Source organism: Paenibacillus dendritiformis (assembly GCF_021654795.1).
GTDB lineage: Bacteria > Bacillota > Bacilli > Paenibacillales > Paenibacillaceae > Paenibacillus_B.
This window is the reverse complement of record NZ_AP025344.1, coordinates 1,853,312-1,868,398: the sequence shown is the minus strand read 5'-3', so window position 1 is coordinate 1,868,398 and position 15,087 is coordinate 1,853,312. Positions and strand designations below refer to the sequence as shown.

The following is a 15,087-nucleotide window of genomic DNA, read 5'->3' as shown; positions in this document are numbered from 1 at the left end:
TCTATTAACAACTGTGGTTTACTCGTGACTTAATGTCTTCCATACCTGCTCCCGCATCAACGCCGCAGGCGCAGCGGCGCCCGTCCACAGCTCCAGCGCGATGGCGCCCTGATAGACGAACATGCCGAGCCCGCTGTGGGTGCGGCAGCGGCGCTTGCCCGCTTCCCGCAGCAAGGCCGTCTCCAGCGGATTGTAGACGATGTCGCTGACGATCATATCCGGGCGCAGCCAGTCCGGATCGAACGGCAATGCCTCCACGTCCGGATGCATGCCGACGGAGGTCGTGTGTACGACGATATCCACCTCATGCGAGCCGATAACCGGACGTTCCCCAAGCTGGACGGCTTCTACCGTTCCGAAGGCGGCCAGATCGCGTGCCAACGCCTCGGCGCGTGCCAGCGTCCGGTTCGCGATATGCAAGCTGGCGCATCCCGCCTTCAGCAGCGCATAAGCGATCCCGCGGGCCGCCCCCCCGGCCCCGATCAGCAAAATCCGGGATGGACGGAGATCGGAGATCATCTCCTCCTGCAGAGAACGGACGAATCCGAGCCCGTCCGTATTGTAACCGATCAGCCGGCCATTCCGGTTGACGATGGTGTTGACGGCGCCGATGACGCTGGCGCTCTCATCCACTTCATCCAGATGCGCCATGACCGCTTCCTTATGCGGAATGGTTACGTTCATTCCGCCGATGCCGAGCGCGCGCATGCCTTGCACGGCCTCCCCCAGCTGCTCAGGCGCGACATGAAACGCCGTATATACGGCGTTCAACCCAAGATCGCGCAGGGCGGCATTGTGCATCAACGGCGATTTGGAGTGTCTGATCGGATCGCCGATGACCGCGAACACGGCGGTCGAGCTGTCGATGGCCGCCGTAGGCCCCATCGCCCCGGCCAGATCGTTCCGTACCATAGTATCGCTCCCCCCGGTATAGTGTATTAGATCATCGCGCGGCGGGTCAGCACCTTGACTCCTTTCGGCGCGTGGATTTCCACAAGCGCGCCTTCTTTGCCGTTGCATTTGATCCATCCGAGCCCCGAGATGAATATATCGGTCTCGGCCCCTGTGCCGATCCGGTACTGATGCTTCGTCCAGGCCGGAAGCTCATTCAGTCGCTCCCGCGCCGGCGGCGCGAGCAGCTCGCCGCGGTGTTCTTCGTACAAAGCGTCTGCCCGCTCCAGCTTCGTCCGGTGGATCGGAAGTCCATTCGATATATAGCATGTAAAGGATTGTCGTTCCCCTTCCACAAAATCAAAGCGCGCAAACGCCCCGAAAAAGAGGGTCTGTCCCTCATTCAACTGATAGACGGCCGGCTTAAGCGGCTTGTCCGGCAGCAGGGCCCCCAGATCTTGCCGGCTGGCCAATTCCGTCAACCGGCTCGTATAGACAATGCCCGGGGTATCAATGATATGCTTGCCGTCATCCAGCGGAATATGTACGACATCCAGGGTCGTGCCCGGATAACGGGATGTCGTCAGCTCGCGCTCCATATCGCTGTAATCGCGAATGAGACGGTTGATCAGCGTGGATTTGCCTACGTTCGTCGCCCCGACGACATAGACATCGCGGCCGCGCCGCCAATGGCCCATCTGTTCCACGAGCCGATCGAAGCCGGCATTGCGCTTGGCGCTGACGAGAATAACGTCCAAGATGCGCAGTCCATGCTCCTTCGCCTGCCGCTGCACCCAGTTCGTCAAGCGGTTCCAGTTCGTCGAACGGGGCAGCAAATCGATCTTGTTCACGACGAGCAGCACCGGGTTATTCCCCACGAACCGCTGGAGCCCGGAAATGACGCTGCCGTCAAAATCAAACAGATCGACGATATGGATGACCAACGCGTCCTCCTGCCCGATTCGCCCCAGCATGCGCAAAAAGTCATCCTGATCCAGCGCTACGGAAGCCGCTTCGTTATAATGCTTGATTCGGAAGCAGCGCTGGCAGATCAGCGGCGAACGGTTCAGCGCGGACGCCGGAACATAGCCGATCTGATCGGCATGCCCGGTCTGCACCGTGACGCCGCAGCCGCTGCATATCTGCTTTTCTTGATTGTCCATCACCTTTTCTCCTCCTCTTGCCACAGTCCTCTTCGCTTCAACCGTGCCGTGGCAAAACGCTCAATGCGCCGATTGATGCGGGTTCCCCAGCCTTCGTCCTGAATGGCGATAGGCTTCACCAATATCGTAAATATGCCGAGCCGGTTGCCTCCCAGGACATCCGTCAGCATCTGATCGCCGATGACGGCTGTCTGATCCGGCTTCAGCCCCATCAGCGACAGCGCTTGGCGAAAAGCCCGCTGCGCCGGCTTCCGGGCCGCGTGTATAAACGGAAGATCGAGCGGGACGGCGAACCGGGACACGCGCGTATGATCATTATTCGATACGATGACGACCTTGAATCCGCGGCGATCGACTTCCTTCAGCCAGACCGCCAATTCCGGGGTGGCCTCCGGCACCTTGGCGCCGACAAGCGTGTTGTCCAGATCGGTAATGATGCCTCGAATGCCCTGTTCCGCCAACTTGTCCAAATCAATATCGTATACGGAGCTTACCCGAAGACGGGGAATAAGCCTTTCCAACAAAACAGTCACCTCGTTTTCATACGAAAAACTATACCATATTCTTTGATTTTCGTGCAAAAAAAAGCCGTTCCCGTGCGGAACGGCTTCATTTCGTCGCATTCCGGCTCCCTGTCTCCCGCTTCCCGCGTCCTACGCAAAGGGAGATTAACGCTTGCGGACGCGCCGGAACTGTCTTACCGCCTCCCGGAATCGGGCGACATCGGCTTGATCCAGCGGCTCGCCGCTGTATTTCGCCTGCTCGAACATCGGGACGATAATCTGCATGGATGCTTCCAGTTGCGGCCGGCCCTCGCTCCAGCGCAAGGCGGCTTCGCGCACCGTCTCGTGCGGTTCCTTGCGGAGCCCGCGAAGCCGGCAGTAGCTCAGCCAGAGCTCCGTCTCCAGCACGACCCGATCACGCGGCGATATTCGCCGGCGGAAGGTGCGCAGCCAGCGCGGCGAGAATCCGGCCTGCCCCCATAGACGAACTAGCCATGCCAGAAGTCCGAGCAGCGCGGCGCCCACGATCGAGCGGGCTGCCGTGACCACCCATGCGGGAATCGGTCTCTCTTCTTCCGGCTTGCCTGCCTTCTTCTCTTCCTTCACTTCGGGCTGCTTTTCTTCCTCTTGCTCGGGCGGCGTGTCGGGCTCTTGCTCCTGTCCATGCTCCGGGTTCGGCATGCTGAATCCCGGAGTCGGCTCGAAGGACACCCAGCCGTATTCCCCCATATATACCTCTACCCAAGAATGCGCGTCCGCATTCGTGACGCGGAAGCGGCCGCCTTCATCGGGATCGAAGGAGCCCGTCATCATTTGATGGTCCGCTCCTTCGCGGGCTCCGGGGGCATAGCCCTTCACCCAACGCGCCGGCACGCCCACGCTGCGGAGCATCACCGCCATCGAGGTGGAGAAATAGTCGCAGTAGCCTTCTTTGATCTCGAACAGAAACCCCTCGACGAAATCGCTGCTGGTCCTCTTTGAAAGATCCGGGGCGTTAGTATAAGTGAACTGGGTCCGTAAATACTGTTCGATTTTTTTGGCCTTGTCGTAGTTGTTCGTCTCCCCTTCAGTCAGGGTTCGGGCGAGGTCCGCGACCCGTTCCGGAAAACGGTCCGGCAGCTGCAGGTACACGCTGTCCGGCGCTTCGGCCGGAAGCGCGGCTCGCAGTTCCTCTTCCGAGATGATCGGAACATGAGAGACGATCGTATAGCTTGCCGGATAGCGGGCTGCGCCTCTCCCCTCATACCGGATCTCGCTCTCTCTCCCATTCCAGATGAGCCTGTCCGTATCGCCGCCTTCCAGTTCCTCCACGGCTGATACGGAATACATGCCGAAAAGGACCGGGTATATCTGATCGCTCTGAATCTGCACCTTCTGGATAATCTCCTTCGTCCGAACCCGCTTCGCAGGAGCGTCGTCAGCTTCGAACCGTTCCCCGATACTCAGCGGTTCCAGGCTCAATTCCCGGTTCGCATCGACCCAGCCCTGGCCGGTGTATATATCTTTGGCCTCCCCCCGCCAATAGCCCCGGGCTTCGGAGGTGACCGTCATCACCGGCTCATAATCCATCTGAAAGCCGGCCCCAAGTTGGCTGTCATGGTTGCTGTAGCCGGAAGTCGTCGGGGTTGGCGTCCCGGTTCCGGTTCCGGTTACATTGGAGACGATGCGCCCGACGAAGTTGCCGCCAGTGCCGTTCCGGTTCGTCCAGGCCGTATATGGATCGGTCAGGATCGGCTCCAGTCCGGGCATGTTCACCCCGACCGTGATGATTAGCGCAATAACGACGATGCCGCTCGCCGCCATCTGAAGAAGATACCTCAGCGAGGTTCGTTTCATCTCGGGATAGCTGTCCTTCATCTCGGAGAAATGGAGCCCGATCAGCCATACGAGGGCCGCGCCGACGATCCAGGCAACCTGATCCCATAAAATATCCTCGGTAAAAGAATCCAGGATGCCGAAGACAATAACTTGAATGAGCAGCCACATAATGATGCGGCCGGTCCCGCGAACAATCTGGTTAAGCGCCTCATAACAAAGCCAAATGCCGACAACGAACCATATATAAGGATGAAAGGCTTGCAGCCTCTCCCACCCCGCTCCGTCCTCGATCCATAAATGATTGCGCGCCAGTTCCATATAGATGACGCGCATGACGAGCGGCAGCCCGATAAACAGCCGGCCAAAAAATTGCCGGGGAAATAATACGGACACTCCCCATATGATGAGGAGCGCGTCAATGGACATCGCTATCGTCTCGTCATACCAATACGGCTCCAGCATCACGATCCACTGCCATACCATCACGGCGAGGCAAGTCCAGAAGAGACGCTCGCTCCAACCGTCCTGCAGCCAGCGCTTGATCTTTCCTGGCGGGGCCGATGGAACGGAGCTTGCCGGGGACGCGGATGCTCCCTGCCGGTTCACTTCCATGTCATCCCACCTCCAAGCAGCTTAGGAAGATGGTTCAATTCATCCAGCCATATATATTGGAAGCCCTGCTTCGCCAAGGCGCGCGGCCAACCGGCCTCATCGGGGCCGCTGGCGGCGGCATGAATGAACGTGCCGCTTCCGCCGATGGATCTCAGGCTTCCGATCGCCGCCATATCGCCTGTCGACATGGCCCCGCTGATCCAGGCGACGGCCGCTCCGCGCAGCAGTGCGGCACGCTGCGCCAGCATCGGGCCAATCCGGTCATTGACTTGGGAAGTCGGCGGCTCCGGCTCGAGGGTCGACAACCATTGCTTGTATGCGGCAGGCTCGCGCAGGAGGACCCTGGCGTCCCACCAATGCAGAGAACCGCCGATTGCGGCCAAATAGGCGGGATGCCGGTTCGCCTTCGCATATTGCGCAATCGACGCCGCTGCCGACAGCGCCATTTCAAAGCCGGCCGAATTCTCGTAGGAGGTTCCCCTGATGTCGAGCACGATCAGAATCGGGGCTTCCACCTCCTGATCGAACTGCTTCGATTTCAAGCTTCCGCTCTTGGCGGTGGCGTTCCAATGAATGCGCGAGAGACGATCGCCATGTACATATTCCCGTACGCCGCTCAATTGTGTCGACTCCCGCTTCCTCTTATCCACCGCTTGCGCCTGTCCGGGCTGGACCGCTTGATGCCCGGCTTGCGCCCATGAAGGGATGGGAACCGTGGCCGGCAGGATGAAAAAGGAGGACGGCGTATGGAACTGGCCCCGCTGCTCGAAAATGCCGAATAAATCTTTGGAGAAGCATGTGGTCGCATCCAATCGGTATGACCCGCGCGGAAGCGGCGGCGTCCGGTAGGTCCATACCGCCTGCCGCCCGGCTTTCAGGGTCACCGCCGCCTCCGCCTGGCTGTACAGTTCATCGAAGCGGTACAGTCCGTCCTGCACGATAACATAAGGCAGCGGAAGCCATCCCGGAACGCGCAGCTCCACCGCTACCGCGATACGGGATTGGGCGGGGAGGAACCGGCTTGTCCCGGTCCGGACCATGCGCTGGCCCTTAACCTTGGTCACGCCTCCGAACCAGCCGCATGCCCAGTAGACGGCAAGCACGGTCGCCATCGACAGCAGCATGAAGGATGTCTTGCCGCCTTGGAACAGAAAATAGAAAACACAACTGCCATAAATGACAAAAGCAATCAGAAATGTCCGTCTCCGCGAACGCGGACGGCGGGGCACCAGCTGCGGCGAATTCATGCTACAGCTCCATCCGGACCGGCACCGGCACGCCTCGGACCGCATCCATCAGCACCTGCTCCGGGATCAGCCCCTCCATTTTCGCCTCCATATCGAGCACGAGGCGATGAGCGATGACGAACGGAAGCAGCGCTTTGACATCATCCGGCGTAACATAGCGCCGTCCTTGAATCCAGGCCCGGGCCTTGACCGCCTGCATAAGCGCTACGGAAGCCCGCGGGCTTGCGCCCAGCACGATCTGCGGATGAGTCCTCGTCGCGCGGACCACATCAATAATATAGGAAGCGACGGCGTCGTCGATATGTATGCCGCGCGCCGCTTCCCGCATCTTTTCAATCACGGTAATATCGGCAATCGGCTGAACCCGCTCGGATGGCTGCCCCAGCACATGGCGAGCCAGCATGGCCCGCTCCATCGCTTCATCCGGGTAGCCCAGGTTAATCTTGAACATAAAGCGATCCAGCTGGGCTTCCGGCAATTGGAACGTTCCTTCGAACTCGATGGGGTTCTGCGTGGCGAAGAGCATGAACGGAACGGGCAGCTCGAAGGTCTCCCCGTCAACCGTAACATGGTGCTCCTCCATCGCCTCCAGCAAGGCCGATTGGGTCTTCGTCGTCGCCCGGTTAATCTCGTCCACGAGCAGCACGTTGCACATGACCGGTCCGGGACGGAACACGAATTGCTGGTCTTTCGGGTGGAAAATAAAAACGCCGGTAATGTCGGTCGGCAGCAGATCGGGGTTGCATTGGACGCGGCGGAACGCTCCGTCTATCGTGCGCGCGAGCGATTTGACCAGCTGCGTCTTGCCCGTTCCCGGCACGTCCTCGATGAGGACGTGGCCTCCTGCCACCATAGCGGTAAGCATGAGTTCAATCTCGAATGATTTCCCTAATATGCATTGATCCAATGCAGCTTGGATCTGTTCCATAATCGAATGCAGCGATGATTGCGAATGCAAGGAAAAACCTCCTCCACGACGGTAATATAAGGAAATATACCCAATTTATATTGTATCAAGCATGGGGATCCTAAGCGAAGTTGCCTTACATTTCCTCATTTTACACCATTCTATGGTGAAGGTACATCAACAACTCATATTCGTCTTCAAGCTAATTAATGGCATAAAACAAGCTCCGCACCTGTTCAGGTTGCGGAGCCTGTCTGCCCGAAGCGGGCTTAGCCTTTGGGCCGGACGAACACCGACGCCAGGAAGGAGAAGACGATCGCCGCCGATATGCCCGCGCTTGTCGTCTTGAAGATGCCGCTGACGGCGCCGATCCATCCATCCGACTTCAAATCGGTAATGGCTCCGTGCACCAGGGAGTTGCCGAAGCTCGTAATCGGGACCGTAACGCCCGCGCCGGCGAATTCGATCAACGGCTCGTACCAGCCCAGGCCATCCACGACCGCCCCGGTAACGACCAGCAGCGCCATCGTGTGCGCCGGCGTCAGCTTCGCGACATCGAACAGCAGCTGCCCGATGACGCAGATCAGGCCTCCCACGATAAATGCCCACACAAAGATCATGATTCGTCTCCTCCCATCTCAATCGTTACGGCATGAGCGATACAAGGAATGCTCTCTCCTTGCTGGTAGGACAACGGGGACATGAGGGCTCCGGTCGCCACGATCATGACTTTCTTCAGTTCGCCCTCTCTCATCCGCTTCAAAATATGTCCATAAGTGACGACAGCCGAGCAAGCCGCTCCGCTTCCTCCCGCTTGAACATCCACCTTCTGCTTGACCATGTCGTACATCATGAGCCCGCAATCCTGATAGTTCGTCGTCTGGATATTGATGTCGTGTTTTTTGAACAAATCTTTGGCAATCCCGTAACCCACGGTGGCCAAATCTCCGGTCACAATCATGTCGTAATAGGCGGGGCTGCGCTTCAAATCGGTCAAATGAGTCTGAATCGTATCCACTGCCGCCGGGGCCATAGCCGCGCCCATATTGAACGGGTCTTTAATCCCCAGATCGACGATTTTGCCGATCGTCGCGGCCGTCACTTTCGGTCCGCTGCCTTTTTTGCCGACGATGGCCACGCCGGCGCCGGTTACGGTATATTGGGCGGTAGGCGGCTTCTGGGAGCCGTATTCCGTCGGATAGCGGAACTGCTTCTCTACGGAGCAGTTATGGCTGCATGTGCCGGCCATGACGATGTTCGCGTTGCCGGAATCGACGAGGAGCGATCCGAGCGCCAGCGCCTCCATCGAGGTGGAGCAGGCGCCGAACACGCCGATATAAGGCACCCCTAACCCGCGTGCGGCGAAGGAGTTGCTGATTATCTGATTCATCAGGTCGCCGCCGACGAAATAATCCAAGTCATCCTGCGTAATGTTCGCATTGACGATGGCGAGTTGAGAGGCCTGCTCCAGCAGCTTGCGCTCCGCCTTCTCCCAGCTTGGCTCCTTCAAATCCAAATCTTCGTGAACAAAGTCAAAGTCGGCGGCGAGAGGCCCTTTTCCCTCTTCGGGGCCAACTACGGTCGCGGTGCCGATAATGACCGGTTGATTGGGGAACCGCCATGTATGGCGTCCTATACGCATCGGATTGCCTCCTTTACCATCTGGGAACGTCCGGCATCAATGCTGGAACTGTATCCCGAAAATGTAATAGATAAGCGCAATAATACAGGCGGCCACCGTTCCAAAGACGATGACAGAACCGGCGAGCTTGAACATATTCCCGCCGACCCCCAGCACGAGGCCTTCGCTGCGGTGCTCCAGCGCCGCGGAGCACATCGAATTGGCGAACCCGGTCACGGGAACCGCCGTGCCCGCGCCGGCCCACTGCGCGAGTTTGTCATACACGCCCAGGCTTGTCAGAATAACGGAAGCCAGCACCAGAATGACGACCGTCGGGCCTGCCGCCTCTTTCTTCGTCATATCGAAAAACGTGATTAATATTTGTTCAATGGCTTGTCCAATCAGGCAGATCGTTCCTCCCACCAAAAAAGCCCGTACGCAATTTTTCCATACGGGGCGGGACGGTTCACGCTGCTTGGCGATCTGCTTATACTCTTGCTCCGAGATCGTCTTTCCCCCGGAAGTCCAAGTTGTGGACCCGGATGACCCGGATTTAGCCGAAGTCGCCATTGATTCACCTCCTGCATCCAATCTGATTTTCAGTTGTATGCATTCAGTATTTATCATTGGCGGTTAAAATATGTCTCAACTCCATGGCGCACCTAGTTATAGCCCTAATCCGAACAGCAGCAGGCAAACGATGACCAAGAGGACGAACAGCACCAAGATGATATCCCACGCTTGCAGCTTCATTTCCATAAGTTTATCATCCTTTCCGGTTATTCCTGCTACTAACGTATGCAGTTGGGCCTGAATGGGGCACATATCCAAATGACACGATTATTAGGGAAAGGCCTCAGGCTGGGTCTGTGTAAGCGCGGTTGGCAACGCTTCCCGCGAAGTGTACAATGGAGGGCGATTCCCATGGCAAGCACAATGCCTGGATAACGACTTCATTGAGGAAGAAGGAATGACAATGCTGAACCGTCAGCGGCCCGGCGAGAAGACGGCCTTTCAGGAAATCGTTTCGTACGAAGCTTCGATCGATCTGCAGACCGACATGGTCTTGGTGTATGGAATGGATGACACGATGGAGGAGCGGATTCGCGGCTGGACGGCGCAGGGATATCGAGTCGGTCTCATGACCGGCACGGCCTGGGGGGAATACCAGCCATATTTGAACGGGGGGTTCGACGGACGCGAGCATTGGGACGAGAGCCAGACCCGAGCCAACGGGACCCGGCTTATTCATGAGACCGATGATGTGCCTTATATGGTGCCTACCGTATCTTTCGCGGATTACATAACCGAATGGCTAAAAAAAGCCGTGGATGCCGGCGTGGACGCCTTCTTTATGGAAGAACCGGAATTTTGGGTAGAGGCCGGGTATTCCCCTTCATTCCGGCGCGAATGGGAGCTGTATTATAACGAGCCGTGGATGCCGCCTCATCAGTCGCCGGATGCCCAGTACCGGGCGTCCAAACTGAAAGCGCATTTGTACGCCCGGGCGCTGGAGCGGATCAGCTCCGCGCTCAAGTCTTACGCCAAGCATGCGCACGGGCGTCATATCCAATTTTATGTAGCGACGCACAGCCTCCTCAACTATTGCCAATGGCGCATTGTGAGCCCGGAATCGAAGCTGATGGATATTGCTGCGATCGACGGCTATATCGCGCAGGTCTGGACAGGCACTTCGCGTGTGCCCAACGTATATGAAGGCGAACGTCGGGAACGGACGTTCGAGACGGCGTATTTGGAGTATGGCGTCATGCAAGAGCTCGTGCGGGGAAGCGACCGCCGCATGTGGTTCCTGCATGATCCGATTGAAGACCATCCCGGACGGACCTGGGACGATTACGAGGCCAATTACAAAAAAACCGTCGTCGCTTCCCTTCTCCACCCCCATGTCGATCATTACGAAGTCGCGCCGTGGCCGCATCGCATCTACGGCAGGCCCTATTTGTCCCCGGATCGCTCGGGCAAGGTTCCGCTTCCGGAAGCGTACGGGACGATCCTGCAGGCGGTGATGCACGCGCTGCAGCACATGCCGCTGGGGGGCCTGGCCGGTACGCCGGAGCAGGTTCTGGATCAATCACCCGACAGGACGTCCGGCGAGGAAGCGCCGAGCCAGAAGGCCTCCCTTCCCGGGATCGGCGTGCTGGTCGCGGATTCCTGCATGTACCAACGGCTCGATCTATCGCTTGATTGGGAGCGGGTACAGGAGGAAGAGCGGTTCGCCTCCGAGATGGAGCATATTGCGTGGGATGCGTTCTTCGGCTTGGCGCTGCCGCTGCTGAAGCACGGGTATCCGGTCCGCCCGGTCCAACTGGACAATGTGCGGCGGATTCCGCACTATTTAAGCGAGTACGGGCTGTTGGTCGCCAGCTATGAATTCATGAAGCCGGAGCAGATGGATGTCCATTACGGGCTCGCGCAATGGGTGCAAGCCGGTGGGGTTCTGCTGTATGTGGGGGATGGCAGCGATCCGTATCATGCCGTGCGTGAATGGTGGAACGCGGGAACGCGTACGTATGACAGCCCGGCGCAGCATCTGTTCGAGACGCTGGGAGCCGCGATGGAGAGCCAGGACGGGGGACTGGCCATCACGCGCATGGGCCGGGGCGCGGTTGCCTACCTGCCGGAGCATCCTGCCCGCTTCACTCGCTCCGCGGACGACGCCAACCGGCTGCGCGGCGCGGTGAAGGCGGCATGGGCGGCGGTCCACGGTCCGTCGGCGGCAGGCTGGACGCCTTCCCATGCGCTCGTCGCCAAGCGGGGCCCGTACGTGGCCGCAGCCGTGCTTGAGGAGAGCTGCCGCAGCGATGCGGTCACCCTGAGAGGCCCGTTCGTCGATTTGTTCGACGGACAATTATCGGTCCGGCCGAGCGTGACGATCGGGCCGGGGGAACAGGCCTTGCTGTATGATCTGAAGCAGGCGCAGCAGAGCGGCCGGGAGCTGGTCCTCGTCGCCGCGGCCGGACGGGTTGTCCCGCTTCCAGAAGGCGGCTCCGCCGATGCGGCGGAGACCCAGCGCTATACGGCGCGCGGACCGGCCGGTGTCCGGGCGGTGCTGCGGTTCTATGCGCCGGCTGCCCCGGCGCACGTGAGCGTGCAGCGCGGCGGCCAGGCCTGCCCGTTCGATCTCGCCTGGGATGAAGCGTCCTCGACCTTCGCAATCCGCTTCATTCACCCGGCTGGCGGCGTGGAGATCGGGATTACTCCGGGCGTTCAATAGCCGCGCTCCGGCTGCCTTGGGCATGCGGCAGACCTCATGAGCAAGGCTTCCCGCGCCGGGCTGTACAGCCGTTGGCGGGAAGCCTTCTTTCATTGTTGCAGATTGCAGCAGCTTTTGGTTGAACCTTCTTCTTGTGGATATCTCTAAGCTTCGAACAGAATCCGCCCGAACCGTTCCGGCACATGGAAATTCACCGCGCCCGTCGGCGACCAGGCCTCGAACGTCCGCTGTCCGTCCTCGCCCTCGTCGATCCGGAACCAATTGATGCGCCACCAGTCTCCCGGCTGAGGGGCCTGCCCCAGATCCTCGAACGCAATCGCCGCCTCATACACCAGGAGCCGCTTCGGCTCGCTGACATAGGTTACCGTCGTCCGCAGCAGTCTCGCATCCCACTCGGGCTGGAAGAGCTTGTCCTTGCCCGGCTCGCATACGATTCGCGAATCGAACACGATATTATGCGGGCTGATGTTGAATTCATAGTAAGCGCCCGCGTCTTCCCCCGGCTGGATAAAGCATTCCACCACGTCCGCTTCGAACAAGGGATCATCCCGCTTCGTATACGGGCTGACAACGCGCTCATCCTCGCATTCGAAGCGAAGATATAAGCTCCGCTCGGACCAGCAGGCCTGAACCTGGGTGCGGTAGCGCGGAGCTTGCCCGGTGACGACATCGGCCAGGACCGCCGCCTCCGCCCCCTCCCAATCCGGCTCGCCGTCGGGCACGCGGCGGCATATGTATCGCGGGACCAGGCCGTCCGTAGCCTTGCCGTATACTGCTTCTGTGTTCGCCTCTGATGTCATTGCCATCTTCCTTCCTCTCGTCCATCTCGTTGTTCCGGCTCGTTCATTATAGCAAAATCGCCCGGCCGGCGCAGGCGCCGGTTTGCCGGGAGGCCTATCCGGGTAAAGTATGGACAACCCCAGCAGCAAGGAGGGAAGCCGAATGCCATGGAACGAGCGCAACTATCCTCCGTCCATGAAGCATCTGCTGTCTGAGGTGCGGGCCAAGGCGATTGAGATCGCCAACGCTTTATTGGAAGATGGCATGGAAGAAGGACGCGCGATTGCGATTGCGACCGCGCAGGCCAAAAAATGGCATGGAGAGCACTTCCCGGACCATTCCGGGCCGGATCACGTCCTTCATGTCGTCCCGGCCAGAGAAGACTGGGCGGTAAAAGCCGAAGGGCGGAAGCATCCGCTCATGACGGCGCCGACGAAGCAGGAGGCCATTCAATACGCTCAGCAGCGGAAGGCGTCCGATGGAGCCGATATCGTCATTCACAGGCAGGACGGCACCATTCAGAGCCGCCGCACGACATGACGCGATGGACCCCGCCGATCGCGAATGCCCGCGCAGCACGGCTCCGGGGCCGTGTTGCACGGGACACTCATGGAGCGGATTGGACCAGGACAGGGCTGGCCTTCTCGCGGTGCGGCTGTTACAAGTGACCTTTATTTTTGTAAAATTCATGATAGAGCTTCATTAACGCCCGCTTCTCTATCCGGGAGACGTAGCTGCGCGAGATGCCCAACTCCTTGGCGATCTCCCGCTGTGTCCGTTCCTCTCCGCCCCCATCCAGACCGAAGCGGCCGCGAATCACTTCCTGCTCCCGCTCATCGAGAATATCCAGATTCCGGTATATTTTGCTTTTCTCAATTTTGAGCTGCACTTTATCGACGACTTCATCGCCGTCCGTGCCAAGAATATCGATTAGCGTGATTTCGTTGCCTTCCTTGTCCGTCCCGATCGGATCATGAAGGGAGACATCTTTGCGCGTCTTTTTCAAAGAGCGAAGATGCATCAAGATCTCGTTCTCGATGCAGCGGGCGGCGAAGGTCGCCAGCTTCGTTCCCTTGTTCGGCTGGAAGCTCTCGATCGCTTTGATAAGTCCGATTGTGCCGATGGAAATCAAATCCTCCAAGTCTTCTCCGGTGTTGTCGAATTTCTTCACGATATGCGCAACCAGGCGGAGATTGTGCTCAATGAGCGTGTTGCGCGACTGTGCATTGCCTTCCGCCATCCGCTGCAAATGCTTCATCTCATCCTCTTCCGCCAACGGCTGCGGAAACGCATTGTTCTTGACGTAGGATACAAGCAGCGTCAATTGCTTGATGAACACGGCGATTGCAGCAAATAAACCCGTCATGCTAGCCACCTCCAGGAGTCTGACAACGTTCTATTCTGCGACTTGCGCCTAGCAGTCTCTCTTCGCAGCAAGCCGAATCCCGGCGCAGTGATACATTGTATGTAGGCGATGGCCCAGAAGTGCATGTACGGGGAAAGCTGCCGTTGTATTTTTGGGTGGAGGAAGTTGGGAGGTGAACGCTACACTGCAGGACAGGACCAAGCCTGTTACAAAAACAGAGGCCATGGTGAAATGACCTCTGTGCTTTCCTTATTTGTTGTTTTGATTTTTTAATAAACTGCATTTTTTGTAACGATAAATGAAGTCCTTCATTTCATTGTCTGCACTCATGCGCTACTCGCTTGGAATAGGAACAGCCATAATTCCACCATTGACTGGTCGAATGACAGAGCGTTGGCTCGGATACACTTTCCGACCGATAGTTATTGATTCGGATTTTCGCATTAAGCATCCCCCCCCAAGTAAATAATCGAGCTCGTTTAGCCATGCAGCATAGCAATCTTCGTTTTTTGTTAACCACTTCCATGCCATTGTCGTACCCGTAATGACCCATTAAGCTCATCTTTGATTTAAATAAAACATATCCATCACCGTTATTCACCAAGTCACACAAACAGGCATGTGCTAACAAAACATCCCCCACATTTTTGAACTCTTCGTTTGGTTTACGATTGTGGAACGCTTTCTCTGCAATAGCGAGCTCCACAAATCCTGTTCTAATTGCGATGGCAAGCAACCCTTGGATACGGTTGTCTCCAACTATATGTAGTTTATACGCTGTATACTCCTGGTTTTTTCGAAGGAAAATGCTCCAGTCTATCCCACGTGACCAGCCATCACTCTTTTTTAATTGGGGCAGATCTTCTTGTCTCAATAGATTGAAAGCTCCTGGATAAGTTTCACCGTTACGATGAATTAACTTCCAACTCAACGAGAATCCCTCC

At 58.0% G+C, this 15,087-nt stretch carries 14 protein-coding genes; 2 read left to right on the top strand and 12 right to left on the bottom strand.

Going from position 1 to position 15,087, the window contains the following annotated elements; all coding sequences use genetic code 11:
• Positions 1 to 18 precede the first annotated feature (18 nt).
• The 9 genes from aroE to spoVAC form a co-directional block, all read right to left on the bottom strand.
• On the bottom strand, positions 19 to 912 hold the full coding sequence (gene aroE, locus L6439_RS08195) for a shikimate dehydrogenase (protein ID WP_172878833.1): 894 nt from the start codon (positions 910 to 912) through the stop codon (positions 19 to 21).
• A gap of 26 nt (positions 913 to 938) precedes the next feature.
• Positions 939 to 2,054 (bottom strand): ribosome biogenesis GTPase YqeH, encoded by a 1,116-nt coding sequence (gene yqeH, locus L6439_RS08190; RefSeq protein WP_172878832.1) that lies wholly within the window; start codon positions 2,052 to 2,054, stop codon positions 939 to 941.
• Entirely contained in the window at positions 2,054 to 2,578 is a 525-nt protein-coding gene (locus L6439_RS08185) for a YqeG family HAD IIIA-type phosphatase (RefSeq protein WP_172878830.1), read from the bottom strand. The genes yqeH and L6439_RS08185 overlap by 1 nt, the downstream gene beginning before the upstream one ends.
• Before the next feature lie 144 nt (positions 2,579 to 2,722).
• On the bottom strand, positions 2,723 to 4,987 hold the full coding sequence (locus L6439_RS08180; RefSeq protein WP_213469042.1) for a transglutaminase TgpA family protein: 2,265 nt from the start codon (positions 4,985 to 4,987) through the stop codon (positions 2,723 to 2,725).
• Complete coding sequence (locus L6439_RS08175; RefSeq protein ID WP_168179269.1) at positions 4,978 to 6,234, bottom strand: DUF58 domain-containing protein; 1,257 nt, start codon at positions 6,232 to 6,234, stop codon at positions 4,978 to 4,980. Before L6439_RS08175 ends, L6439_RS08180 begins: the two co-directional genes overlap by 10 nt.
• Position 6,235: 1 nt before the next feature.
• Entirely contained in the window at positions 6,236 to 7,192 is a 957-nt protein-coding gene (locus L6439_RS08170; protein WP_168179268.1) for an AAA family ATPase, read from the bottom strand.
• A 218-nt stretch (positions 7,193 to 7,410) separates the two neighbouring features.
• Entirely contained in the window at positions 7,411 to 7,761 is a 351-nt protein-coding gene (spoVAE, locus tag L6439_RS08165) for a stage V sporulation protein AE (protein ID WP_168179267.1), read from the bottom strand.
• Positions 7,758 to 8,783: a stage V sporulation protein AD gene (gene spoVAD / locus L6439_RS08160; protein ID WP_168179266.1), complete on the bottom strand. Its 1,026-nt coding sequence runs from the start codon at positions 8,781 to 8,783 to the stop codon at positions 7,758 to 7,760. Before spoVAD ends, spoVAE begins: the two co-directional genes overlap by 4 nt.
• Positions 8,784 to 8,819: 36 nt before the next feature.
• Entirely contained in the window at positions 8,820 to 9,332 is a 513-nt protein-coding gene (gene spoVAC, locus L6439_RS08155; RefSeq protein WP_168179265.1) for a stage V sporulation protein AC, read from the bottom strand.
• Positions 9,333 to 9,738: 406 nt separating this feature from the next.
• Between spoVAC and L6439_RS08150 the strand changes: the two genes are divergently transcribed.
• Positions 9,739 to 11,997, top strand: a complete 2,259-nt coding sequence (locus tag L6439_RS08150; RefSeq protein ID WP_213469041.1) for a hypothetical protein — start codon at positions 9,739 to 9,741, stop codon at positions 11,995 to 11,997.
• A gap of 143 nt (positions 11,998 to 12,140) precedes the next feature.
• Here the strand turns inward: L6439_RS08150 and L6439_RS08145 are convergent, their stop codons facing one another.
• Entirely contained in the window at positions 12,141 to 12,803 is a 663-nt protein-coding gene (locus L6439_RS08145) for a carbohydrate-binding family 9-like protein (protein ID WP_237096789.1), read from the bottom strand.
• A gap of 136 nt (positions 12,804 to 12,939) precedes the next feature.
• Between L6439_RS08145 and L6439_RS08140 the strand changes: the two genes are divergently transcribed.
• A complete protein-coding gene (locus L6439_RS08140) occupies positions 12,940 to 13,317 on the top strand; it encodes a DUF2188 domain-containing protein (RefSeq protein WP_168179264.1) in 378 nt (125 codons plus the stop codon).
• A gap of 118 nt (positions 13,318 to 13,435) precedes the next feature.
• On the opposite strand, the gene sigK is transcribed toward L6439_RS08140, so the two are convergent.
• Both sigK and L6439_RS08130 read right to left on the bottom strand, forming a co-directional pair.
• Positions 13,436 to 14,143, bottom strand: coding sequence for an RNA polymerase sporulation sigma factor SigK (gene sigK, locus L6439_RS08135; protein ID WP_006676301.1), 708 nt, complete (start codon positions 14,141 to 14,143; stop codon positions 13,436 to 13,438).
• 313 nt (positions 14,144 to 14,456) lie between these two features.
• Complete coding sequence (locus L6439_RS08130) at positions 14,457 to 15,074, bottom strand: hypothetical protein (RefSeq protein WP_213469040.1); 618 nt, start codon at positions 15,072 to 15,074, stop codon at positions 14,457 to 14,459.
• Positions 15,075 to 15,087: the final 13 nt, after the last annotated feature.

Coding starts and splice junctions, on each gene's coding strand:
- aroE (WP_172878833.1), bottom strand. CDS start 912: ATGGTACGGAACGATCTGGCCGGGGCGATGGGGCCTACGGCGGCCATC.
- yqeH (WP_172878832.1), bottom strand. CDS start 2,054: ATGGACAATCAAGAAAAGCAGATATGCAGCGGCTGCGGCGTCACGGTG.
- L6439_RS08180 (WP_213469042.1), bottom strand. CDS start 4,987: ATGGAAGTGAACCGGCAGGGAGCATCCGCGTCCCCGGCAAGCTCCGTT.
- L6439_RS08175 (WP_168179269.1), bottom strand. CDS start 6,234: ATGAATTCGCCGCAGCTGGTGCCCCGCCGTCCGCGTTCGCGGAGACGG.
- spoVAE (WP_168179267.1), bottom strand. CDS start 7,761: ATGATCTTTGTGTGGGCATTTATCGTGGGAGGCCTGATCTGCGTCATC.
- spoVAD (WP_168179266.1), bottom strand. CDS start 8,783: ATGCGTATAGGACGCCATACATGGCGGTTCCCCAATCAACCGGTCATT.
- spoVAC (WP_168179265.1), bottom strand. CDS start 9,332: ATGGCGACTTCGGCTAAATCCGGGTCATCCGGGTCCACAACTTGGACT.
- L6439_RS08150 (WP_213469041.1), top strand. CDS start 9,739: ATGCTGAACCGTCAGCGGCCCGGCGAGAAGACGGCCTTTCAGGAAATC.
- L6439_RS08145 (WP_237096789.1), bottom strand. CDS start 12,803: ATGGCAATGACATCAGAGGCGAACACAGAAGCAGTATACGGCAAGGCT.
- L6439_RS08140 (WP_168179264.1), top strand. CDS start 12,940: ATGCCATGGAACGAGCGCAACTATCCTCCGTCCATGAAGCATCTGCTG.
- sigK (WP_006676301.1), bottom strand. CDS start 14,143: ATGACGGGTTTATTTGCTGCAATCGCCGTGTTCATCAAGCAATTGACG.